Origin of the sequence: Cyanobium sp. Cruz-8D1 (genome assembly GCF_024345975.1) — a bacterium.
Lineage (GTDB): Bacteria > Cyanobacteriota > Cyanobacteriia > PCC-6307 > Cyanobiaceae > Cyanobium.
In genome coordinates this window covers 1-22479 of sequence record NZ_JAGQCD010000043.1, presented here as the reverse complement: position 1 = coordinate 22479, position 22479 = coordinate 1, and the positions used below count along the sequence as shown (strand labels likewise).

Annotated in this window: 19 protein-coding genes and 1 pseudogene; 8 read left to right on the top strand and 12 right to left on the bottom strand. The window is 65.8% G+C overall.

Going from position 1 to position 22479, the window contains the following annotated elements; all coding sequences use genetic code 11:
• The 6 genes and pseudogenes from KBZ33_RS17950 to KBZ33_RS17925 all read left to right on the top strand — a co-directional run.
• Positions 1 to 171 (top strand): annotated as a pseudogene (locus KBZ33_RS17950) (DUF4912 domain-containing protein); the annotation flags it as partial.
• Positions 171 to 377 carry a hypothetical protein gene (locus KBZ33_RS17945; RefSeq protein WP_254954650.1) on the top strand — a complete coding sequence of 69 codons (207 nt, stop codon included), beginning with the start codon at positions 171 to 173 and terminating at the stop codon, positions 375 to 377. The pseudogene KBZ33_RS17950 and the gene KBZ33_RS17945, both read left to right, overlap by 1 nt.
• 65 nt (positions 378 to 442) lie before the next feature.
• A complete protein-coding gene (locus tag KBZ33_RS17940; protein ID WP_254954649.1) occupies positions 443 to 1873 on the top strand; it encodes a phosphatidylserine/phosphatidylglycerophosphate/cardiolipin synthase family protein in 1431 nt (476 codons plus the stop codon).
• A gap of 17 nt (positions 1874 to 1890) precedes the next feature.
• Positions 1891 to 2163 (top strand): hypothetical protein, encoded by a 273-nt coding sequence (locus KBZ33_RS17935; RefSeq protein ID WP_254954648.1) that lies wholly within the window; start codon positions 1891 to 1893, stop codon positions 2161 to 2163.
• A gap of 38 nt (positions 2164 to 2201) precedes the next feature.
• The gene (locus KBZ33_RS17930; protein ID WP_254954647.1) at positions 2202 to 3416 is read left to right on the top strand and encodes an FAD-dependent monooxygenase; all 1215 of its coding nucleotides are present in this window, start codon (positions 2202 to 2204) and stop codon (positions 3414 to 3416) included.
• A gap of 22 nt (positions 3417 to 3438) precedes the next feature.
• Positions 3439 to 3906, top strand: a complete 468-nt coding sequence (locus KBZ33_RS17925; protein WP_254954646.1) for a hypothetical protein — start codon at positions 3439 to 3441, stop codon at positions 3904 to 3906.
• 12 nt (positions 3907 to 3918) lie between these two features.
• On the opposite strand, the gene KBZ33_RS17920 is transcribed toward KBZ33_RS17925, so the two are convergent.
• A complete protein-coding gene (locus KBZ33_RS17920) occupies positions 3919 to 4350 on the bottom strand; it encodes a hypothetical protein (protein ID WP_254954645.1) in 432 nt (143 codons plus the stop codon).
• Between the two features lie 115 nt (positions 4351 to 4465).
• On the opposite strand from KBZ33_RS17920, the gene KBZ33_RS17915 reads away from it, so the two are divergent.
• Positions 4466 to 6112, top strand: a complete 1647-nt coding sequence (locus KBZ33_RS17915; protein ID WP_254954643.1) for an alpha-D-glucose phosphate-specific phosphoglucomutase — start codon at positions 4466 to 4468, stop codon at positions 6110 to 6112.
• 13 nt (positions 6113 to 6125) lie between these two features.
• Entirely contained in the window at positions 6126 to 7481 is a 1356-nt protein-coding gene (locus KBZ33_RS17910) for a carbohydrate porin (RefSeq protein WP_254954642.1), read from the top strand.
• A 12-nt stretch (positions 7482 to 7493) separates the two neighbouring features.
• Here the strand turns inward: KBZ33_RS17910 and gltS are convergent, their stop codons facing one another.
• The 11 genes from gltS to KBZ33_RS17855 all read right to left on the bottom strand — a co-directional run bounded on the left by gltS (position 7494) and on the right by KBZ33_RS17855 (position 22052).
• Entirely contained in the window at positions 7494 to 8705 is a 1212-nt protein-coding gene (gene gltS / locus KBZ33_RS17905) for a sodium/glutamate symporter (RefSeq protein WP_254954640.1), read from the bottom strand.
• Positions 8706 to 8711: 6 nt separating this feature from the next.
• Positions 8712 to 9179, bottom strand: a complete 468-nt coding sequence (locus KBZ33_RS17900; RefSeq protein WP_315859231.1) for a hypothetical protein — start codon at positions 9177 to 9179, stop codon at positions 8712 to 8714.
• Between the two features lie 91 nt (positions 9180 to 9270).
• Positions 9271 to 10275: an AI-2E family transporter gene (locus tag KBZ33_RS17895; RefSeq protein ID WP_254954639.1), complete on the bottom strand. Its 1005-nt coding sequence runs from the start codon at positions 10273 to 10275 to the stop codon at positions 9271 to 9273.
• Positions 10276 to 10347: 72 nt separating this feature from the next.
• Positions 10348 to 11313 (bottom strand): glutaminase A, encoded by a 966-nt coding sequence (gene glsA, locus KBZ33_RS17890; protein WP_255011880.1) that lies wholly within the window; start codon positions 11311 to 11313, stop codon positions 10348 to 10350.
• Positions 11314 to 11396: 83 nt separating this feature from the next.
• Positions 11397 to 12059: a 20S proteasome subunit A/B gene (locus KBZ33_RS17885; protein ID WP_254954637.1), complete on the bottom strand. Its 663-nt coding sequence runs from the start codon at positions 12057 to 12059 to the stop codon at positions 11397 to 11399.
• 208 nt (positions 12060 to 12267) lie between these two features.
• On the bottom strand, positions 12268 to 13125 hold the full coding sequence (locus KBZ33_RS17880) for a LysM peptidoglycan-binding domain-containing protein (RefSeq protein WP_254954636.1): 858 nt from the start codon (positions 13123 to 13125) through the stop codon (positions 12268 to 12270).
• Between the two features lie 124 nt (positions 13126 to 13249).
• Positions 13250 to 13735, bottom strand: a complete 486-nt coding sequence (locus KBZ33_RS17875) for a hypothetical protein (RefSeq protein WP_254954634.1) — start codon at positions 13733 to 13735, stop codon at positions 13250 to 13252.
• Positions 13736 to 13829: 94 nt separating this feature from the next.
• Positions 13830 to 17129 (bottom strand): efflux RND transporter permease subunit, encoded by a 3300-nt coding sequence (locus tag KBZ33_RS17870; RefSeq protein WP_254954633.1) that lies wholly within the window; start codon positions 17127 to 17129, stop codon positions 13830 to 13832.
• Positions 17130 to 17137: 8 nt separating this feature from the next.
• The gene (locus KBZ33_RS17865; RefSeq protein ID WP_254954632.1) at positions 17138 to 18250 is read right to left on the bottom strand and encodes an efflux RND transporter periplasmic adaptor subunit; all 1113 of its coding nucleotides are present in this window, start codon (positions 18248 to 18250) and stop codon (positions 17138 to 17140) included.
• Positions 18251 to 18357: 107 nt separating this feature from the next.
• Complete coding sequence (locus tag KBZ33_RS17860; protein ID WP_254954631.1) at positions 18358 to 18642, bottom strand: hypothetical protein; 285 nt, start codon at positions 18640 to 18642, stop codon at positions 18358 to 18360.
• Positions 18642 to 22052 (bottom strand): efflux RND transporter permease subunit, encoded by a 3411-nt coding sequence (locus tag KBZ33_RS17855; protein WP_254954630.1) that lies wholly within the window; start codon positions 22050 to 22052, stop codon positions 18642 to 18644. Before KBZ33_RS17855 ends, KBZ33_RS17860 begins: the two co-directional genes overlap by 1 nt.
• Positions 22053 to 22479 lie beyond the last annotated feature (427 nt).

Below are 22479 nucleotides of genomic sequence, written 5' to 3'. Positions count from 1 at the left end.
GATGGCACCTTCCGGGTGCAGGTGCCCTTCCGCGATGGCCAGCAGCTCTATCCGATCGAGGCCCTCGCCGCCGACGGCGAGCAGAAGCGCAGCATCACCATGGAGTTCCGCCGCTCGACGCCGGAAGACAACAGCAACCCCGCCAGCCAGGCCGTGGCCGAGTGGTTCTGATGGACAGCACCGCCAGCTCCAACCGCGGCCTGCTCAAGCTGGTCGTGGCCCTGACTCCCATGGCCGGCACCATCCTCTTCCCGCTGGTGGTGCCGATCCTGATGCTGCGGGTCAGCATCGCCTCCGGGGTGATCGCCGCGGTGGTGATCGGCACGCTCTGGTTCGCCGCCATGCTCCGCACCTCGGAGATACCCTGCCACCACTGAGGCACCTCAGTGGCGACCGCCACCGGGAAGGCTGAAGCAGCGGACTGTCCCGCGCCCTCCAGCCCATGGCCCCTGCTTTCTGCATCCGTGCCTTCCGGCCTGCTCCCGGGGCCCTCGCCGGCCTGGCGGTCCCCGTGCTCCTCGGGGGCTGCGGCCCCGCACCCGCCGCCCTGAGTGGCGGATCGCCCCAGGCCCTGCCCCTGCCAGCGGGCATCCGGGTGGCCTTCAACCACCGCGGCAACAGCCGCTACCGCAGCCCGATCAGCGGCCAATGGCGCCAGGGGGATGACCTGGAGGTGCTGCTGCTCGAAAGCATCCGCGAGGCCCGCCAGGAGATCCTGGTGGCAGTGCAGGAGCTCTCCCTGCCGGCGTTGGCCGAAGCCCTGGCGGAACGGCACCGCCAGGGCGTGCGGGTGCGGGTGGTGCTCGAGAACCTTTACAGCGCCCCCTGGAGCCAACAGCACCCGGTGGATCTGCCGCCCCACCAGCGCCAGCGCCAGTTGCAGCTGGCGGCCCTCGGCCAAGGGGACGCCGTTGCCGTGCTGCAGCGGGCCGGCGTGCCGGTGCTTGACGACACGGCCGACGGCAGCCGCGGCAGCGGCCTGATGCACCACAAGTTCCTGGTGGTCGATGGCCGGGTGGTCGTGACCGGATCGGCCAACTTCAGCCCCTCCTGCGTCCACGGCGATGCGGGCGCGCCCAGCACCCGCGGCAACGTCAACCACCTGCTGCGCTTCGACAGTCCCGCCCTGGCCGGGGTGTTCGCCGCCGAATTCGCCCGGCTCTGGGGCGATGGCCCCGGCGGCCAACCGGACAGCCGCTTCGGCATCGCCAAGCAAGCTGGCGGCGCCCAGGTGGTCGACGTGGCCGGCACCTCGGTGGAGGTACTCTTCACCCCCCACCGCCGCCGCGATCCCAACCACGGCCTGGCCTGGCTGGAGACCAAGCTGGCCAGCACCAACCGGCGCCTCGATCTGGCCCTGTTCGTCTTCTCCGGCCAGAACCTGGCCGACCGGCTGCAGGAGCTGCATGGCCGGGGCGTGAAGATCCGCCTGCTGGCCGATCCGGGCTTCGCCAACCGGGCCTTCAGCGAAACCCTCGACCTGCTCGGCGTGACCCTGCCCGACCACAACTGCAAGATCGAAGCGCGCAACCGGCCCTGGAGCCAGCCCCTGGAAGGAGTCGGCACGCCCCAGCTGGCCCGGGGCGACAAGCTGCACCACAAATTCGCCGTGCTCGATGGCCGTGCCGTGATCAGCGGCAGCTTCAACTGGAGCCCCAGTGCCGCGTTCCAAAATGATGAAACCCTGCTGCTGATCCGCTCCCCGTTGTTGGCGCGCCACTTCGAAGCGGAAGTCGACCGCCTCTGGCGCGGGGCCGAACTGGGCATCAGCGGCCGGCTGGCGCGTCGCATGGAACAGCGGCGGCGCAGCTGCGGCAGCGGAACGCAGAGGGCTGCCGAAGCCGCGCCCGGGGTGACGACTACGATTCCTTAACGCCTAGCACACGATCCATGGACCCGGTGTCCACTCCCGCCGCCACTCCCAGCGCCACCGCCAGCTCCCGCCAGGTCACCCCACGCCTGGATGCCATCAACCTGATGCTGCGGGACCTGCACACCCGCCACGACGAAATCCGCCACCGGGCCGCCTTCCGGGGCTGCACCAGCGAGCTTCTGACCGTTCAGCAGGAACTGGTCGACTACCTGCTCAAGATGAAGAACTCCCTCCAGGGGGCAGACACCCCCAACCCCGAGGAAGGCCTCAACTACAACTCCTTCACCTGAACAGCCCCTCTGGAGACGCCTCCGCCCGGGTGGTGGTGGTGGGGGCCGGTCCGGCCGGAGCCAGCCTGGCCCTGCTGCTGGCCCGCCGCGGCCTCCAGGTCGACCTGATCGAGGCCACCCTCCGTGGCGGCCGGCCCTTCCGCGGCGAGGGGCTGATGCCCAGCGGCCTGGCGGCCCTGGCCGCCATGGGTCTGGAGCCGCTGCCAGTGGCCGTGGCCCAGCGCCCCCTGACGGCCTGGAGCTTCTTCCTTGACGGCCAGCTCCTGTTCGAGGCGGCCGAGCCGATGGGCAGTCCCGTCCCCTGCACCCTGATCGACCAGGACTCCCTGCTGCGGGAACTGCTGAACCAGGCGGGCCGCCAGCCCGGCTTCCGCTGCCGCGATGGCCAGGCCGTCACCGACCTGCTGCTGCACAACGGCCGCGTTGCCGGGGTGCGTCTGGCGGACGGCACCGGCCTGGAGGCCGCCCTGGTGGTGGCCTGTGATGGCCGGGAGTCGCTGCTGCGGCGCAAGGCGGAGCTGGCGCTGCAGAGCGCCCCCAGCCCCCTCGACGTGCTCTGGTTCCGGCTCGAGGCCCCAGCGGCCGAGGCACTCGTGGGTTGGCTGGCCGGCCGCTTCGTGACCGTGGTGGGCGCCGCCGGCAGCTATGCCCTGTTCCCCTCCGCCCGCGGCGGCGTGCAGCTCGGCTGGGCGATCGCGCCGGGCCGACCCGCCCAGGCCCCCACCCCGGCCAGCCCCAGGGCCTGGCTGGAGCTCTGGGCCAGGGACGCCCCCGAGCCCCTGGCCCAGCGGCTGCGAGCCTTGGCAGAGGTGGCCGTGCAGGGGCCGGTGCGGCTGCCGGTGCGGGTGGGGCTCTGCCCGCGCTGGCAACGGCCCGGCCTGCTGCTGCTCGGCGATGCCGCCCACCCGATGAGCCCGCTGCGGGCCCAGGGGATCAACATGGCCCTGCGCGATGCCTTGGTGGCCGACCGGCACCTGGGACCCGCCCTGCTGGCGGGTGGACCTGCGGCCATTGAGGCGGCCACAGCGGCGATCACCGCCGCGCGGCTGCCGGAGATCCGGCGGATTCAACAGCTGCAGGAGCAGGAGGCCCGCCGGGCCGATCTGCTGCGGCGGCGGCATCGGCTGCGGGGTCTGCTGGCCCGCACCGCCCGCTGGAGCGGCCCCCTGCTGGAGCGGCGCTGGCGAGCCACGCAGCAGGAGTTGCGCCACGGCCGCGAAGCGATCGGCACGGCCCCTGAACGGCGGCCATGATTGGGGGACCTCCCCGCCAGCCATGGACCGGACCGTTTGCGTCACCCACCCCGGCCCACGCCGCCAGGGCCTGTCCCTGCCGCACCTGGCCCTGCTGGCGAGCCTGCCGTTCCTGGGGGCCTCACCGCTGCGGGCCGCGTCGGAGCCACCCCCCTTTCCGCCCTCCGCCGACTTCCGTTCCCTGCAGCTGATCACCCTGGCCTGCAGCCGCGAAAACACGGCGGAAGCCTGCGACAAGGCCCGCAGCCTGGCCAACCCCCTGCTCGACCACCCGCGCCTGCCCGCCAGCTGCAAGGACACGCTCTGGACCATCCGTCAGCGGTCGGTGGTGGCCGCCAGCAACAGCTTCGAGCGGCGCGAACCGATCGACCGGGCCGCCCGCAGCCTTACGGCCGTCTGCCGCCAGCAGTTGCCGGCAGCCAAGCCTGCAGGCAGCGATGCCCCGAAACCCCAGGGAGGCCTGAACCTGATCAGTCCCAATCAAAACTGAAGCGTGGACCGGTCAGCAGGCGCTGCAGCTCCTGGCTGAGGGCTGGGGACTTCCGGCCCCCGGTGCCTCGATCAACGCCAGCAACTGGGTCGACGTGTCGCGCAGGAAGGCCAGGCTCATCGGGGTCACGACCACAGCCTTGTCGGCCAGTTGGCAGAGGGGGTTGCGATCGCCGCTGGCCTCACAGCTGCTCGAGAGCCCCAGCAGGGCATTGGTGAGCTTGCCCCGCAGGCAGGATTCGGCCCCGGCTCCGGCCAGCACCGCCTCCGCGGCGGTGTGGGTGCGGTCGACCGCTTCGGCATAGGGAAGGGCCTTCGCGGCGCCCATCACCGCCGCCCGCGCCGAGGACAGGCTGAGCACGACAGTTCCGGCCACAGCGACGGCGGCGGTGGCACCGAGGGCAGCGGCCATGCGCAGGGCGGTGGGGAGCAACCGTGGCGCCATGGGGTCAATGCAATTCAGCCCACGCTAGCCAGCCCTGTCGACGCCACCAGCAGCAGGAGCGGGAACAATCGCCGGAGGTAACTTGGGTCGTCCCCGACTCCCCAGGACGCCGGCCATGGCGAAGACGACCGAGCTGCGTCAGGTGGCGCTGGAGCGCCCCTTCGACGACCAGAAGCCCGGCACCTCCGGTCTGCGCAAGAGCACCCGCCAGTTCCAGACCCCCCACTACCTGGAGAGCTTCATCGAGGCCTCCCTGCGGGTCGTGCCCGGGGTCGAGGGGGGCACCCTGGTGGTGGGCGGTGACGGCCGCTTCGGCAACATCCCGGCCATCAGCGTCATCGCCCGCATGGCGGCGGCCCACGGGGTCAGCCGCCTGATCACCACCACCGGCGGCATCCTCTCCACACCGGCCGCCTCTCACCTGATCCGCAGCCGCGGCGCCGTGGCCGGCATCATCCTGTCGGCCAGCCACAACCCCGGCGGCCTGGACGGTGACTTCGGCGTCAAGATCAACGGCGCCAACGGCGGGCCGGCTCCGGAATCGGTCACCGATGCCATCCATGCCGCCACCCTCAGCCTGGAGGGCTACCGGATCCTCGACGCCGAGCCCCTGAACCTGGACGTCCCCGGGACCACCAGCATCGGCGCGATGGTCGTGGAGGTGATCGACGGGGTCGACGACTACGTGGCGTTGATGCAAAAGCTGTTCGACTTCGACCGCATCGCCGCCCTGCTGCGGGGCGACTTCCGCATCGCCTTCGATGCCATGCATGCCGTCACCGGCCCCTACGCCTCCCGCCTGTTTGAAGGGCTGCTGGGGGCCCCGGCCGGCACGGTGCGCAACGGACTGCCCCTGGCGGACTTCGGCGGCGGCCACCCTGACCCCAACCTCACCTACGCCCACGAGCTGGCCGACCTGCTGCTGGCCGGCAGCGCCTACGACTTCGGCGCCGCCTGCGACGGCGACGGCGACCGCAACATGATCCTGGGCCGGGATTGCTTCGTGAATCCCAGCGACAGCCTGGCCGTGCTCACCGCCAACGCCACCCTGGCCCCCGGCTATGCGGATGGCCTGGCCGGCGTGGCCCGCTCAATGCCCACCAGTGCCGCCGCCGACGTGGTGGCCGCCGAGCTGGGCCTCCCCTGCTTCGAGACCCCCACGGGCTGGAAGTTCTTCGGCAACCTGCTCGATGCCGGTCGGATCACCCTCTGCGGCGAGGAGAGCTTCGGCACCGGCAGCAACCACATCCGCGAGAAGGACGGCCTCTGGGCCGTGCTGTTCTGGCTGCAGATCCTGGCGGTGCGCGGCTGCTCCGTGGCCGAGGTGATGGCGGGCCACTGGAGTCGCTTCGGGCGCCACTACTACTCCCGCCACGACTACGAAGCCGTGGCCAGTGAGGCCGCCCATGGCCTCTACGACAGGGTCTCTGGGATGCTGGCCGGCCTGCCGGGCCAGGCCTTCGCCGGCCGCACGATCCGGGCCGCCGACGATTTCGGCTACATCGACCCGGAGGATGGCTCGATCAGCAAGGGCCAGGGCCTGCGGGTGCTGCTCGACGACGGCAGCAGGGTGGTGCTGCGCCTCTCCGGCACCGGCACCAAAGGCGCCACGCTGCGGGTGTACCTGGAGAGCTACGTCCCCCCCAGTGGCGACCTCGGCCTGAACCCCCAGCTGGCCCTGGGGGATCTGATCGCCGCCATCGACGCGCTGGCCGAGATCAAGGTGCGGACCGGGATGGAGCGGCCCACCGTGATCACCTGAGCAGCCAGGCGCCATGAGGCCCCCTGGCGCCACCGTTGCCGGGCTGGCGGCGGCCTGCATCGGCGCTGCCGCCGCACCCCTGCCAGCCCAGGACGCGCCGGTGATGCCGGTTCAGCAGCCGGAGGCCCTGGAGGCTACCCGCTTCGCCCCCACCACCACGGTCAACCTGCAGATCAATGGCGTCCTGGGGGCCCTCCAATACAGCGGCAGCGAGGTGGACAGCGCCAGTAACACCGCCGCTGGGGCGCCGCTGCTGAACGGCGTCAGCTTCAACCACGAGCTGCGTCTGACGGTCGACACGAGCTTCACAGGCCAGGACCTGGTCCGGATTCGCCTGCGCAGTGGCGACTTCGCCTCCTCCGGCTTCTTCTCCAACCCGCCCACCCCCCTGAGCCGGCTGGATGTGGCCTTCCAGGAACCGGCCTGCGGCGCCGGCGAGGAGGGGTGCCCAGGTGGGCTGGTCAGCATCAACAGGGCCTACCTGCAGCTGCCGCTCAGCCCGGAGATCCGCGTCAGCTTCGGGCCGCGGATCATGCAGCTCGACATGCTCCCCGTCTGGCCGAGCGTCTACAACACGTCTCCGATCCTGGACCTGTTTCAGTACGCCGGATCGCCGGGCACCTACAGCAAGCGCCTGGGGGGAGGCTTCGGACTCTGGTGGCAGCCCACCGGCGATCTGCAGGGGCTGAGCCTGGGCTACGCCTACGTGGCCAGTCGGGCGGGGGGCTCCCAGCAGGGAGGCGGTCTGTTCTCAGGGTCCTCCTCCCAGACCAGCACCCTGCAACTGGCCCTGAGCCGCCCCCAGTGGAACATCACCGGGGCCTACAGCCTGAGCGGCCCCCAGGTCCGACTCCGGGGCACCCCCCTGGCCAGCCAGCTGGCGGCCGGCGGCCGCGATGGCAGCCTCGGATCCTGGTCGCTGGCGGGGTACTGGCAGCCCCGCAGCTCCGGCTGGCTCCCCTCGATCAGCGCCGGCTGGGGAGAGGACAGGTTCCGTTTCGGAACCCCGGCGGTAGCGGGCCTCTCGGGGGTGCGCAGCCGCTCCTGGTACACCGGCCTGGTCTGGAGCGATGTGCTGGGGGCGGGCAACAGCCTGGGGTTCGCCGCCGGCTCCCCCGCCCACGTGATAGCGATCCAGACGCCCAGCCAGAGCGACCCCGACGACCGGGGGTTGGCCTTCGAGCTCTTCTATCGGATCCAGGTCAGCGATGAGCTCTCGGTGACGCCGGCGCTCTTCTGGCTGAGCCGGCCGCGTGGGGCCCTCGGCGGGAGCGCGGACCCGTCCCAGGCCCTGCTCTTTCCCGCCGCTTCGGGGGAAACCAGCCTGGGGGCATGGGCCGGACTGATCCGGACGACGCTGCGCTTCTGAGCTGCTGCGGGATCAGCTGAGCCAGTTGAGAAAGCGCTGAATCACCACGGCGTTGCTGATGTCCACAAAGAAGCCCGACACCAGCGGCACCACGATGAAGGCCCGGCGAGCTGGACCGTACTTCTGAGCCACCGCCGACATGTTGGCCATCGCCGTGGGGGTAGCCCCCAGGGAAAAGCCCGCGAAACCAGCACAGATCACAGCCGCTTCGTAATCACTTCCCATCGCCCGGAACACCACAACCATGACGTACAGAAAAGCGATCGTGAACTGGGCAGCGAGGATGGCAAGGATCGGACCCGCCAAAGAGGCGATCGTCCACAACTGCAGGCTCATCAGGGACATCGTCAGGAAGATGCCCAGGGAGATGTCCGACACAATCGCCAGCGATCGGGGCGCGGCCAGGAAACCGATCGGCAGCAGGCGCGGCACGGTGTTGGTGAGCAGGATCGCCGCGAACAGACAACAGACAAACAAAGGCAGTTTGCCGCCGCTGGCTTCAACGGCTTTGAACAGCAGTTCACCAAGGCCCAGGCTCATGTTCAGCCAGAAAAGTGTTCGCAGCAGACTGAAATAGGTGACGGGCTCCCAGGCGGCAGGCTTGGCAGAGGCCCCCGGCTCAGCAGAACCGTCTTCGAATGGAACGATCTTTTCGGGCTTTAACTTGTTGCCGCGGATGAGAATCCTGGCGATCGGGCCGCCCATCAGAGAGGCCAGCACCAGACCGAAGGTGGCGCAGGCGATGCCGATTTCCTTGGCATTGTCGATGCCGAAAACACTCACGAACGTCGGCGCCCAGGCGATCGCCGTGCCGTGGCCGCCGAGCATCGACACCGAACCGCCCAGCAACCCCACCAGGGGGTTGAAGCCCAGTAGCTTGGCCATACCCACCCCGGTGAGGTTCTGGAGGATGATGAACACGACGGTGCTGACCACGAGGATCAGCAACGTCCAGCCGCCCGAGAGCAGCATCTTGATGTCAGCCGTGAGACCGATCGCCGCGAAGAAGTAAAGCAGTAGAAAATCCCGCGTCTGCAGGTTGAAACCAATCTCCAGGCCTGTGAAACCATGGATCAGGGCCAGCAGGATGCAGACGAGCAACCCACTGGTGACCGGCTCTGGAATATTGAACTCCCGCAGGAAAGCGACCTTTCGATTCAGCCAGCGACCGATGGCCAGCACCACGATGGCGATGTTGAAGGTCGCGAAACTTTCAAACTGCATGGGGAATCAGTCACAACCCTGAACAGAGATGCGATAACTGAATCCAAGGGCGGCTGGCGTGGTGGAAGACCCGACGCGGAAATTCATCAGCCTGGTGCGCTTGCCGGGAACGGCCTGGAAAGGCCCGAACATCCGGCCGGTTCCAGGTTCGAAGGTCGGGGTTTCGTTGATGACCTGCAGGTTGCTGCCGTCGGTGAACACCATGAATCCGGACACCGGGAAGCTGGCACGCTCGCTGGAGGCCGACGTGAAGAAGAAGCGATACCGGCGAAACTCACGATCAACGATGAAGTCGGTGTTCCAGTTCGTCCGACCCACGAGCCTGTCAGGGCCGATGCGCTTCGAGACGACCGGATTGCCGCCGCCCCCGAGCGGCATCAGGAAGCGACAGCTGGCCTGCGCAGCAGGCACACCTGTGGCCGCCGTTGCGACGAGGGTCAGGAGGATCGGAGTGATCGCACGCATCACAGTCATGGGTGGAGCCAAAGAGATCAGCGAAGACCAGCATGACAGCAGAATGCCAACACCACGCAGCGCCGCCTTCGGGCGAGTGCGCGGTCTAGGACTAGGCATCGCCTGCTGGGGTGAGAACGGCAGGATCCTGCCGCTGGAGTTCTGCATGGAACCAGATGGCGATCATGCCAGCCAGAGGGATCGAAAGGAACACCCCCAACAGGCCAGCGACCCGCTGACCGATGAACAGCGCCAGGAACAGAATCACCGGATTGAGCGCCATCGCCTTGCCCATCACCCTGGGATGGACGATGTTGTCCTGAATCTGACCGAGAATCAGCGAAGCGATCAAGGCCCGCAAGCCGATGTCTACCCCCTGGGTGGAGAAGACCATCACCGAGATCAAAATGATGCCCAGGGTGGCACCGATCCCGGGGATCACATCAAGGACCCCCACAATGACGGCCAGAATCAAGCTGTACTTCACACCCAGCAGCGGGAAGATCACGGCCGTTGAGATGGTCAGAAACACCATCAGCAGCAGCTGACCGCGAATGAATCCCAGGACGCTCTGGAGAAAGGTCTCGGCGAAACGATCACGATGCTGCGCAGGAATCAGCCCCAGGAATCCTTTCCAGAGCTTCTCGCCGTCGATCAGCATGTAGAGACTGATCACCGCACCAAAAATAATCGTGAAGACCCCGGAAAACACGGTTTGCAACAACCCCAGTCCCGTCAGCAGGCCCTCCTGCAGCAGCGTGGTGATTCTGTCGAATCCATAGGTTTTGAGGTATTGATGCAGGGGCGTGAGGTCCTGCTGCTTCAAGGTGCCTTGCAGATCCAGCAGCAGACCCTGGCCCTGATTCAGCACCTGCAGGCCAATGCCAGTGACGAAGCCCACCAGGAGGATCAAGGCGCCGCAGGAAACGGCGGTGATCGACCATCCCCGCGGCAGATAGCGGCACAGCCATTGCACCGGGATGTTGAGCAGCGCCGCCACGATGGCGGCTGCCGTGAACACCGCAATCGTGCCTGAAAAGTAATTGAAGATCACCACCGTGACGCCGATGCAGGCCACCAGTAGGAGATAGCGCACGAGATTGGTGGTACTGATCATGGCGGCAAGAGGCCCATGCTGAAGCTGATTGTAGGTATCCAGGGCCTGCTCCTCCCTTGCAGCCGCCTTGGTTCAGCTATTACCCTCTGCTCTGGAGGCGAACAGATTGAGACCCAGCCGCTCCGAGAGGAAGCGCGCCGTGAGTTGGCCGCGCACACTGTTACCCGCTTCATCCAGGGGCGGTGAATAGGTGGCCAGGCCCCCTTTCCCCGGGGCCACCGTGATCATGCCGCCGGCCACCCCGCTCTTCCCCGGCAGGCCGGTGGCATACAGCCAGTCGCCGGAGGTTTCGTACAATCCAGCGGTGACCATCACCGCCAAGACGTGCTGGCAGTGGATGGCTGCGATCACCTTCTCGCCCGTGACCGGCTGACGCCCTCCGTTGGCCAGTGTGGCGGCCATCACCGCCAGGTCGGCGGCCGTGACGCTGAGGGAACACTGGCGGGTGTAGAGCTCGGTGGCTTCGTCGGGATCCCACCAGATGCGGTCATGGTCGCTGAGCAGGGTGGCCAGACCGACGTTGCGCCGATTGGTGGCCAATTCCGAATCGAAAACCTGTTGGTCGATCTCCAGCCGCCGGCCGGCGAAGCGGGAGAAGCCGTCCTGAATGAAGGCCCACTTCTGCTCGCTGCTGGCCCCTGGCGCCAGGCTGGTGGCGGCGATCGCCCCAGCATTCACCATCGGATTGGAGAGGCCCTGGCCGCTGCGCTCCACCGCCAGCACCGAATTGAACGGCAGGCCGGTGCTGTTGACGCCGAGCTTCTCGCGGGCCGCCTCCTCACCGATGGCCTGGCAGATCAGCGCGAAGAGGAACGGCTTGGAGATGCTCTGGATGCTGAAGGACTCCCGGGCCTCGCCCGCTTCAAACAGGGCGCCACCGCAACTCGATACGCAGACACCGAAATGCCAGGGAACCGCGACCGCCAGGGCTGGGATGTAGTCGGCTACCTGGCCATCGAGAACAGGGGCGAAGCGGCGATGGGCCTCGGCCACCAGATCCTGCACCACCTCGGCGGTGGGCAGGTGGCCGTTGGACACCCATTCGGAGACAGACCACATAGGGGGAGACGTGTGCTGAAAGTGCTGGAGGCGTCAGTGGCCGTGCGCAAGGATCGCTCGACTCAGTCCGGCGGCGAGTGCTCCCAGGGGAAGCTGGGCAGGCGATGCAGCGCCTCCCGCTGGGCGTCGCTCCAGGTCTCGATCATGGCGGCAAGCTCTGGAGCCTCCGCCCCAAAGGTCAACTGATGAGCAATCGCCAGGGCGTTCGTGGGAATGATGGCCAACTCGAACGGCGGTCCCACGCTGAGATTGGAGCGCTGGGTGAGCACCTCCGAAATCAGGCAGAGCCGGGCGGCATCCTCGAGGGACAGGTTGGTATGACCGACGTTATCGAGGGGTGGTTTGCCATATTTTGTCTCACCGATCTGCAGGTAGGGCGTTTCGCGGGTGGCCATGATGGCGTTGCCCTGCGAATAGACCAGATACAGACCGTGGGCCTCCCCGGCAATCTGGCCGCCCAGGATGAATGAGGCCCCCGCACTGGCCCCCGCCTGCTGCAGGGCAGCGCCATTCTCCTGCTGCACCGCCACACTCACCCGGCCAACGTAGGCAGCCGCTTCGAACAGGAAATCACAGGAGCGCAGATCCCTGCCCCCCGCGCCAAAGGCCTCGGTGGGGCGATCGAGATCGCGGCGGATCCAGCTGACCACAGCCTGGGTGGTGGCCAGATTTCCGGCCGCCAGGAGTACGAACAGCCGATCCGATGACGGCTGAAAGACGTGCATCTTACTGTAGCTTGAAATGTAATCAACTCCCGCATTCGTGCGTGAATCAGAGACCATAACCAGGCCCTTCTCCAACCAGTAGCCGATGCAATAGGTCACCGAAAAAGGCAGCAACTACGGAAGGTTGATTCTAGCTCACACCCACGAACAATCACCGAGGAAGTGATCACGATCACTTCCTCCGCTGACGCTGCTGGTGGCCCAGCCCTCAAGGGGCGGAAGGGGGCAGAACGGCCGGTGCGGTGGGGTCGCTGACGTTGGCGCAGAGATCCAGGACGATCTGCTGGGCCACCGAACGCCCCTCCGGAACCGCCCAGGGTTCCCAGGCCCCGTTGATCAACCAGGCCTGGCGCAGGCTGCTGCAATGCACCGCCACGGCCGTCGCCTGCGCCCGTATCGGTCCGACCTCCGCCGGGGTGGGCTGGACCAAGCTGAGCCGAACCCCACCGGGATGGAGCTTCCAGCCGCCCCAGTCGACGAGGGTGTTGCCATAGAACTTCCAGCGAACCGCTTCGGCAGGCTTCGGCGACAGGGGCGAAGGGGGCGATGTGGGGATCGGAGCCTTCACCGCCGGCGGACTTGCCGGAGCCGGGGCCTTGGCCGGAGCCGAGGGCTTGGCAGCAGAAGAGGGCTTGGCAGCAGGCTTGGCCGTGGTTGCTGCAGCAGGCGCCGGCGGCAGCTTCAGCCAGGCGCCGACCGTCAGCTGGCCAGGCTTCACGCCTGGGTTGGCCTTCTGCAGCTCCGCCACGGTGGTGCGGTGGCGGCCCGCCAGGACCGCCAGCGTGTCGCCCGTGCGCACCTGCACCAGGCCCTTGGAGGCGGGCAGCTTCAAAGACTGGCCGATCTGCAGTTCCTCGGGCTTGGTGATCTTGTTGAGTCGCATCAACTCCTGCACAGTCACCCCGTAGCGGGCAGCCAAGGCCTCAAGCGTGTCCCCCTGGACGACCCGCACACTGCGGACAGGCGGGACCGCCTGGGCAAACGCCTCGGGGTTAAAGCCGAAGCCAGCGAAGCAAAAAGCAAGGGCGATCAGAAACCCTTTCAATGCCACGACCTTTCGACTCACGATCGCCACCGCTCTCTGTACGACGAAACTACCAGAGGTGCGCGCCAAACCGGGCCCGACGATCGCCAGACAGACGGCCGCAATGTATCAAAGAAGTGTTACATCAACACGTTACAAAGTTGCTTCACAACGAGGTGGCCAACGAGCGGCATCCCTGCAGCAACGCCTTGGCCTCCTTGTCCACGGCAGGATCAGAAACGCCTGCGGAGGATGACGCCGCCGGAGTGATCCATGGACGCTGCAGCCCCGGCCGTCTGCGCTCACGGGGCGCGACGCGGTCGATCAGGGAGGCCAGCGCCAACGCCCCATCGATCAGCACCAGCACGGCCCAGAAGAGCAGCAGCAGCGCCTCGGCCAGAACTGTCCTGGTCTGGGGCGGAGTCGGCGACACGATCTCAGGTTCCTTCAGGGCATGGGCCACGGGTACGGATTCCGCAGCCTCGACGGCTTCCGGAGTGGCCACAGTGACCGGATCAGCCTTGTGTGGACGCGGCTGGAACAACAGGGCGGTGGGCGGCTCGGTGGGCAGGGGCCAGGGCTGGCGCGACGGCGGCCGACTCCTGGTCTTGGCCTGCTGCTCTCGCAACCGTTCGGCAAGCGTCGGCAGCATGGTGATCTCTCCACAACCCCTTTCGGAGATCCTCACGGCCTGGCCCAGCGACCGCAATGGCGAAGCCGGCCCAGCGCCTGTTTCGTTACACCGCCTAGACGGGGGGTTGGTCCTGGGCAACGATCAGATCCGCCTGGTCGGCGTCGGACTCCCCGAACCAGCGGGCCTCCAGGGCCTTCACCACCACGTAGAAGGGTGGCACCACCCCCAAAGAGAGCACTGTGGCCACCAGCAGGCCACCAAAAATCACGGTCCCCAGGGACTGTTGGCTGTTGGCCCCTGCGGTGGTGGCCACCACCAGGGGCAGGAAGCCGGCCAGGGCGGCGATGGCCGTCATCAGGATTGGCCGCAGCCGCGACTCTGCCGAGGCGATGGCGGCCTCGGCGGCGGTCATGCCCTCCTTCATGTGCTGCTCGGCCACCTCGACGATCAGGATGCCGTTCTTGGCCGCCAGCCCGATCAGGGTCACCAGACCCACCTGGGCGTAGATGTTGAGATCGATCGAGCGCAGGGCCAGGAACGCCAGGGCTCCGAGCATGGCCAGGGGAACGGTCATCAGAATGATCACCGGGGTCACATAGCTCTCGTACTGGGCCGAGAGCACCAGGTAAACCACAAGGATCCCCAGGCCGAATACCAGCACGCTGGCGTTGCCCGCCGAGAGCTGCAGGGCAGCCAGACCGGTGAAGGCATAGCCGATGTTGTTGAACTCCTGGGCATGGAAGAGCTCCTGAATCTTGATCAGGGCCTGCCCGGAACTCGTTCCGATCGCCTCGGCCCCCTGGATCAGGATGGTGCGGTAGAGGTTGAAATGGCTGATCACCGGGGGCGCGCTGGTGAGCTCAGACGAAGCGAATTCCGACACCTGAACCAACTTGTTGTCCTTGCTGCGCACGTAGTAACTGAGAACATCCTCCAGGGAACTGCGGTTCTCTGAAGCCGCCTGCACGTAGATGTTCCTGACCTGGCCACTCTCATAGGTGAGTCCGGAGTAATTGCTGCCCGCCAGCACGGCGATAGTCTGCATCGCCTTTTGGAAGTCGACGTTGAGGGCACCCAGGATCGATCGATCGATCTTCAACCCGAAGGCCGGGGCACTGGGGATGAACTGGGTGTAGAGCGTCGAGAAACCACCACTGGCCGTGCCGGCCTGGATCAGTTGCTTGGCCTGGTCATCCAACTGGTTGAAGCTGAAGGCCCCATTGCTGAGATCGTTGAACTGGAAGTAGAAGCCGCCCTGGGCTGAGAAGCCAGGGATCGCCGGGGGCTGGGCCGCCACCACCATGCCGTAGCTGATCTGGCTCAGCTTGGCGTTGAGCCGGTTGACGATCGCCGGTGCCTTCTGCTCGGCACCGCTGCGCTCCGCCAGTGGCTTGAAGCCGAAGAAGAACACCCCCTGATCAGGGCTGGCACCATTGAATCCGTAGCCGCTCACGACCGAACCGGCGATGATCTCGGGCTCGGCATTGAGCACCTTGGCCACCTCCAGCCCCGTGGCCTGGGTCTGGCTGAGGGAGGCGCCGTTCTGGAGCTGGAAGATCCCCATGCCATAGCCCTGGTCTTCTTCCGGGATGAAGGCGGAGGGAAGGGCGGAGAAAGCAAACAGGGTGAGGGCGATGCCCCCGCCCAGACCCACCAGGATCCAGCGTCGTCTGGCGATCAGGGCCGCCACCATCGCGGCGTAGCCACGCTCCAGGCGTGCAAAGAAGGCGTTGAAGCGGTTGAAGATCCAGACCAGATTGGCTCCGGCCAGCACACCCACCACCACGCCCACCACGTAGGTGATGCTGCCGAAGGAGGCGGCACTGAAACGGCCGAAAGCCAGACCGACCACCACACCGCCGACGATGCCCACCACCCGGCCCGGCGGTGCCGACTTCTGGCTCCTCAGCAGCAGGGCTGAGAGCATCGGCGAGAAGGTGAGCGCATTGAAGGCGGAGATGGCGATCGAGAAGGCGATGGTGAGGGCGAACTGTTTGTAGATGATGCCGATGCCGCCGGGGTAGAACGCCACGGGCACGAACACCGCCATCAACACCAGGGCCGTGGCCACCAGGGCCCCGAACAGCTCGCCCATGCAGGCCATGGCGGCCTGGCGTGGGCGCATCCCCTTCTCCAGGTTCTTTTCCACCGCCTCAATCACCACGATGGCGTCATCCACCACCAGGCCCGTGGCCAACACCAGTCCCAGCAGGGTGAGCTGGTTGATCGAGAAGCCGAAGATCTTGACGAAGGCGAACGTGCCGATCAGGGAGATCGGGATGGCCAGGCTGGGCACCACCGTGGCCCGCCAGTCCTGCAGGAACAGGAACAGAATCAGCAGCACCAGCACAATCGCCAGACCCAGGGCATCGATCACACCCTCCACGGCCGATTCGATGAACTGGCCGATGTTGTAAATCTCGAAGACATCGACTCCCGGCGGGACGGTCTGGCTGAACTGGTTCATCACCGCCACCACCTGGTTCGAGACATCGAGGGCATTGCTCTCGGGGGTCTGGAAGACGGCCACCGTGATCGAGGGGTGGCCTTCGATGCTGACGGCCTGCTGGGCGTAGGTGTTGGTGCCATAGGTGGCTTCACCAACATCCTTGAGCCGCAGCAGGTTGCCGGCGGGCGTGCGGCCGACGATCAGATTGTTGAGCTCCTCAACCGACACCAGATTGCCGTTGTTCTCCACCAGGATCGGGTAGGCAAACTTCTGGTTTCCACCGGCCGGCGGTCCGCCCACCAGGCCACCGATCGCCACGCTGTTCTGGCTGCTCACCGCACTCACCACCTGATCGGCGGTGAGGTTGTTGGCTGTCAGCTTATTGGCATCAACGAACAACCAGAAAGCTGGATTGCTACCACCGAGAAGATTAACCTGGGCTACACCGGGCACCCGTTCCAGCTGAAAATACAGATTCTTATAGATCAGACCATTGAGATAGGAGGCATCAAACTGGCCCTCCGTTGAAGACACCTGGTAAGCCAGCAGAATGGAGGGGGTGCTCTGTATCACCGAAACCCCTGTGGCCTGCACCTGCTGGGGCAATTGCGGCATGGCCAGGGAGACGCGGTTCTGCACGTTCACCTGATCGATATTGATATCGGTGCCTTCGTTGAAGAAGACCTGAATCGTGCTCGTCCCAGACATATTGCTGGTGGATGAAATATAATTGGCGCCTGGAACTCCGTTGATCTGCTGCTCAATGGGGTTGGTCACCGCCTGTTCGGTGACCAGGGAATTAGCGCCTCCGTAGTTGGAGGTCACCTGGATCAACGGGGGGGCGATATTGGGAAGATTCTCGATCGACAGCGTCGGGATGGCGATCAGGCCCACCAGCACGATCAGGATGCTGCAGACGGTGGTCAGGACCGGCCGCTTGATGAAGTTATCGGAGAACGACATCGGCTCGCTCAGCTCCCCGCAGGGGCCGTCGCCCGCCGCACCGGCATGCCGGAACGCAACAGGGCTGTGTTGCTCACCACCACCTCATCTCCCTTGGCCAGGCCGGAGAGCACCGGATAGGCATTGTTCTGCAGCTTGCCGAGCTTCACCGCCGTCTGTACCACCACGGGCGTGGTGCCAGGCAATTTCTCCAGCTGCTGTTTCTGGGCAGGCAACAACTGATCGGAAGCCTTGATCTGGGGCAGGACTGTGGAGAGGGGCAGCACCTTGTACACGAAGGGCTGCTGGGCCTGCATCATCACCGCCTCGACCGGAACCGCCAGCTGGTCGCTGATGCCGGTGATGATGCGATTGCGCACGTACTGGCCGGTCTTCAGGATTCCGGTGAGATTCGGAAACACCGCCTTCACCAGCACCGTGTTGGGCTGGGTGGAAGAGCCCTGCTCGGTGGCGGTGGCGAAGTAGGGAGAAACGAACACCACCTGGCCCACGCCCTTCACCGGTGGATTGCCCTGGCTCTCCACCTGTACAGGCTGGCCGATCTTCACCTGGCTGGACTGGGTGGCCGGCACATCCATCAGGGTCCAGAGGGAGCTGTTATTCACGATTCCCGTGATCGCCTGGCCCTGACGCACGTAATCGCCGAGCTTGACCGAATCGAGATTGCCGATCTCCCCGTCGATGGGGGCTGTGACGAACTTGTAGCCCAGGGTGGCGGCGCTGGAGCGGGCCTGGTCCCGGCTCTGGATCGCCTGGGTGATGTAGGCGTCCCGATCCTTGGTCGAGACGGCCCCCTGCTCATTGAGGAAGACGTAGCGCTCGGCGTTGACGCGATCCTTGATGGCCTCGGCCCGATCCGCATCAAGCGTGGCCGATTCCTGCACGTTGTCGAGCACGAGGATGGGCTGGCCCGCCTTCACCCGCTGGCCTTCTGTGGCCAGGATGCGCACCACCCGGCCATCCGACTGGGGCCGCATCACCACATTGGAGGTGGACTCGATGACGCTGATCGTCTCGATCCCCGGGGCGAAACGAAACTCCCCCACCGTCACGGTCTGCACCACCAGCGGCTGGCGGGCCTCGGGCTTAGTAGAACCGCAGGAGGCCAGTAGCAGCGCCACGGGAAGGAGGGGGGGGAAAGCCTGCCAGCGCACTGAACTGATCCATACCTCTGCAACGTACCGGAAAAGCCTCCATCACCCCAGTGGTCCGCCTCGCCTTGCGGCCCTCAGGCGCGGGGGCCGGGCCCACCACGCCGGCCATGGCGCCGGTGATAATCGGGCTCTGGGTTGGATTCCTGCAGCTGGCGCACCGCCTCCACCGCCATGCCGGCCACCACCCCGAACCCCCCCAGCACCACGGCGCTCCAGAACAAGGCCTCTGGGGTGATCCGCAGGGGGGTATTGGCCACAATGGCGCGCAGAAAATGGGCGATGGCCAACCCCGCCAGACCCGTGATCATGCCTGCAAAGAGCACCCGCCGGCCACTCAGGGGTGGGCAGGGAGCCGGCATCAGGAACCTCCGCCCACCGGCACCTCGGCCGGCGGTTGCGAAGAAGAATCTGAGAGCTGCTTCACCACGACATAGAACACCGGCACCACGAAAAGGGACAGCACGGTGGCCACGGCCAGACCTCCAAACACCACCGTACCCAGAGACGCCTGGCTGCGGGCACCGGCGCCGGTGGCCAGCACAAGGGGCAGGAAGCCGAACAGGGAGGAAATCGCGGTCATCAGGATCGGCCGGAAGCGGGACAGGGCCGAGGCCCGTGCCGCCTCCAGGGCACTGGCACCCTCCTGCATACGCTGGTTGGCGAGATCAACGATGAGGATGCCGTTCTTGGCCGCCAGGCCGATCAGCATCACCAGGCCCACTTGGGCGTAAATGTTGAGCACTTCACCCCGCAGGGCCAGGAAAGCCAGGGCGCCGAGCATGGCCGTCGGCACGGTCATCAGGATGATGAGGGGATCGCTGTAGCTCTCGTATTGGGCGGAAAGCACCAGATACACCGCAAGGATCCCAAGAGCGAAGATCACAATCGCCAAGGCACCCGCGTTCACCTCTTCCCGTGAGATACCGGTCCAGTCGTAGCCGACACCAGTGGTGGAGAGGTTGTTGAAGAGATCCTGGATGTCCTTGATGGCCTGGCCAGAGCTGCGCCCGGCCAGGGCGGACCCCTCCACCTTGATGGAGCGGAACAGGTTGAAGCGGGGGATCACCGAAGGACCGGTGACCGACTCCACCTGGATGAACTCCGAGAGGGGGATCTGTTCGCCGCTGGCATTGGGCACATACAGAGATTTAAGCTGATCGGGATTGGAGCGGTAGCGCTCATCGGCCTGCACGAAGATGCGGCGCACCCTGCCGGCATCGAAGGTGTCGTTGACATAGAACGAACCGATGTTGAAGCTGAAGGTCTGCATCGCCGTGCCGTAGTCGACCCCCAGGGCCGCCATCCGATCACGGTCGACGAGGATCTGCAGCTGGGGGGCCTCAGGGGAGAATTGGGTGAACACCCGGTCGAACAGGCCGCTCTGGTTGGCCTTGCCAACCAACTGGGTCGCCGCGGCGAAGAAATCGGCCGGGGTGAGGGCACCGCCGCTGCGGTTAAGCATCTGCATCTCGAAGCCGGCGCCCGTGCCGTAGCCAGGAATGGCGGGGGGTTCGACCACGATGATCCGGGCCTCCTCGATCACCGAAAGCTTGCGGTTGAGGCGCTGGGTGATCGCCGCCACCGACTGGTCATTGGAGGTGCGCTCATCCCAGTTACGGGTGCCGAAGAAGAACAAACCTCGGTTGGGGGCGTTGCCATCGAGGCTGGCGCCACTGAACACCGCCGCCGTGGTGATGTCCTTCTCGCTGCGCAGGATTTCGGCCACACGCTGGTTGATGCGGCGGGTGTTTTCAAGGGAACCTCCATCGGGAGCCTGCACGAAACCAATCGCATAGCCCTGATCCTCCACCGGCACGAAGCCCGTTGGAATGGAGGTGAAGGCGTAACCAGTGAGCACGATGCCACCGGCCAGCAGAGCCATCATGAGACGACGCTTACCGAGCACCCAGCCCAGCCCGGCGTGATAGCGGCGCTCCACGCCGGCATAGATGATGTTGAAACGGCGGAAGAGGAATGGAGCGCCCCAACCCAGGCCCCCGCCGATCAGGGTGTAGATCAGCACCTCAAGGCGACTGTTGACCCCCGCCAGCAGCAGGGCCGAGACGGCACCACCGATGGCGAAGGGCAGCCGCAGGGGTAGTCGCGTGAGCAGATGCAGGCCGTAGCCGATCCCCGTGGCCAACGCCAGAACCCCGATGGCCACCAAAGTGCCACCGCCACTGGCGAGCAAGCCGTAAACGAAACCAACGAACACCCCGGAGATGGCATAGGTGCGGCGGCTGGGGGGCTCGCTCTCCCGGGCCAGCAACAGGGCCGAGAGCATCGGCGAGAAGGTGAGGGCGTTGAAGGTGGAGATCAGGATCGAGAAGATGATCGTGGCAGCGAACTGCTTGTAGATCGTTCCTGTGGCCCCAGGGAAGAACAGCACCGGCACGAACACCGCGAACAACACCAGTGAGGTGGCGATCACCGCAGCGAACAACTCATCCATGGTGGACTTGGCACTTTCCAGCGCACTCAGCCCGGAGGCTTTCTTCGTGGAAGTGTCTTCAATGATGGTGATGGCGTCATCCACCACCAGTCCTGCGGCCAGCACCAGACCGAAGAGGGTGAGCTGGTTGAGGGTGAAGCCAAACGCCAGCACAAACAGGAACGTGCCCACCAGGGCCACCGGGATGGCGATGGCAGGCACCAGGGTCGCCTTCCAGTTCTGCAGGAACAGGAACAGGATCAGCACCACCAGCACCACGGCTTCGCGCAGGGCGGTGGTGACGCCGTCGATCGAGGCCTCGACGAATTCGGTGTTGTCGTAGATCTTCTGGATCGTCATGCCCACTGGCATGACTTCCTCGAATTCCTTGATCACCTCCTCCACGCCACTGGAGACGTCGAGGGCATTGCTGCCGGTGAGCTGGTAGATCGCCATACCCACCGAAGGCACACCGCGCAGGTCAGAGGCCTCGATGTCGAAGGATTCACCCCCCAGGGTCACCCGACCCACATCGCTCAGGCGCACCAGGCCGCCATCGGCGGTGGAGCGCAGAATCATCGCCCCGAATTCCTCGGTGGTCCGCAGCCGTCCCTGCAGCTGCACCGTCAGGGTGAACTGCTGGCCCTGGGGAGCGGGGGCGCCGCCGATGCGTCCGACGGGCACCAGACGGTTCTGGCTGCGCAGGGCCTGCACCACATCGGCAGCGCTCAGCTTGTTGGCCGCCAGGCGGTCCGGGTCGAGCCAGAGGCGGAAGGCCAGCTGGCGGTTGCCGAAGTAGGTGAGTTCACCGACACCCTGAACCCTTCGCACGGCGTCAGTGAGATTCTGATCCAGGAGCCCGCTGATGGTTTCCAGGCTGAATTGCTGTTGCGGATCTTCACTGGTGAAGTTGTAAACGAGCAGGATGGAGTTCGAGGCCTTGTTCACCGTGATGCCGGATTGCCGCACCTCCTCCGGCAGGCTGGGCTGGGCCAGGGACACCCGGTTCTGAACATTCACCTGGTTGATGTCACCGTCGCTGCCGCTGGCGAAGGTGACAGAAATGGAGCTGGAGCCATCGGCCGCACTGTTGGAGGTGATGAACTCCATGTTCTCCACCCCGTTGATCTGCTGCTCGAGCACGCTGGTGACGCCCTGCTCGACGCTGACCGCATCAGCCCCCACATAGCGGGAGGTGACCCGCACCGTCGGCGGCGCGATATCAGGCAGGTTCTCGATCGGCAGCAGCGGGATCGCAATCAGACCGGAGATCACGATCAACAGGCTGCACACCGTGGTGAGCACCGGCCTGAGGATGAACGTGTTCGAAGGTGACATCAGGCAGGATTCAGTTGACCTTGACGGGCGCGCCGTTACGGAGGTTGATCAGGTTGGAGGTGATGACACGGGCCCCGGCCTGGAGTCCCTTGAGCACCGGATAACGAATATGGATAGATCGTGCGCAGCCACGATCTATCCGCAGTTGAACAAGCCTGCAACGTTGAGGCCCTGGGCCCACTGCAGAAGAATCAGGCCATTTTTTAGGTTTTCTTTGGCTTCTGCCCTAGGTGAAATGTCCTACAGCCGGCAGCACGAACCGGTTGAGCTGTTGCACTCTCCAGTTTAGGCACGCAGACTGCCCAGCAGGCCAGTTCTGGTTGCGAACGGGCCATCATTGTCTGCAGGTGCTACTCACTACGGCTTATTTGCTTGCGCGTGTTGATGGATTCAAGCTGGCGCTGGGTTGATCTCTCGCACGCGCACC

Bases quoted from the DNA above. Each gene is read 5' to 3' on its own strand.
- KBZ33_RS17925 (WP_254954646.1), top strand. From the start codon at position 3,439: ATGGACCGGACCGTTTGCGTCACCCACCCCGGCCCACGCCGCCAGGGC.
- KBZ33_RS17895 (WP_254954639.1), bottom strand. From the start codon at position 10,275: ATGATCAGTACCACCAATCTCGTGCGCTATCTCCTACTGGTGGCCTGC.
- KBZ33_RS17940 (WP_254954649.1), top strand. From the start codon at position 443: ATGGCCCCTGCTTTCTGCATCCGTGCCTTCCGGCCTGCTCCCGGGGCC.
- KBZ33_RS17855 (WP_254954630.1), bottom strand. From the start codon at position 22,052: ATGTCACCTTCGAACACGTTCATCCTCAGGCCGGTGCTCACCACGGTG.
- KBZ33_RS17885 (WP_254954637.1), bottom strand. From the start codon at position 12,059: ATGCACGTCTTTCAGCCGTCATCGGATCGGCTGTTCGTACTCCTGGCG.
- KBZ33_RS17900 (WP_315859231.1), bottom strand. From the start codon at position 9,179: ATGACTGTGATGCGTGCGATCACTCCGATCCTCCTGACCCTCGTCGCA.
- KBZ33_RS17870 (WP_254954633.1), bottom strand. From the start codon at position 17,129: ATGTCGTTCTCCGATAACTTCATCAAGCGGCCGGTCCTGACCACCGTC.
- KBZ33_RS17935 (WP_254954648.1), top strand. From the start codon at position 1,891: ATGGACCCGGTGTCCACTCCCGCCGCCACTCCCAGCGCCACCGCCAGC.
- KBZ33_RS17920 (WP_254954645.1), bottom strand. From the start codon at position 4,350: ATGGCGCCACGGTTGCTCCCCACCGCCCTGCGCATGGCCGCTGCCCTC.
- KBZ33_RS17945 (WP_254954650.1), top strand. From the start codon at position 171: ATGGACAGCACCGCCAGCTCCAACCGCGGCCTGCTCAAGCTGGTCGTG.
- KBZ33_RS17875 (WP_254954634.1), bottom strand. From the start codon at position 13,735: ATGCTGCCGACGCTTGCCGAACGGTTGCGAGAGCAGCAGGCCAAGACC.
- gltS (WP_254954640.1), bottom strand. From the start codon at position 8,705: ATGCAGTTTGAAAGTTTCGCGACCTTCAACATCGCCATCGTGGTGCTG.
- KBZ33_RS17910 (WP_254954642.1), top strand. From the start codon at position 6,126: ATGAGGCCCCCTGGCGCCACCGTTGCCGGGCTGGCGGCGGCCTGCATC.
- KBZ33_RS17860 (WP_254954631.1), bottom strand. From the start codon at position 18,642: ATGCCGGCTCCCTGCCCACCCCTGAGTGGCCGGCGGGTGCTCTTTGCA.
- KBZ33_RS17915 (WP_254954643.1), top strand. From the start codon at position 4,466: ATGGCGAAGACGACCGAGCTGCGTCAGGTGGCGCTGGAGCGCCCCTTC.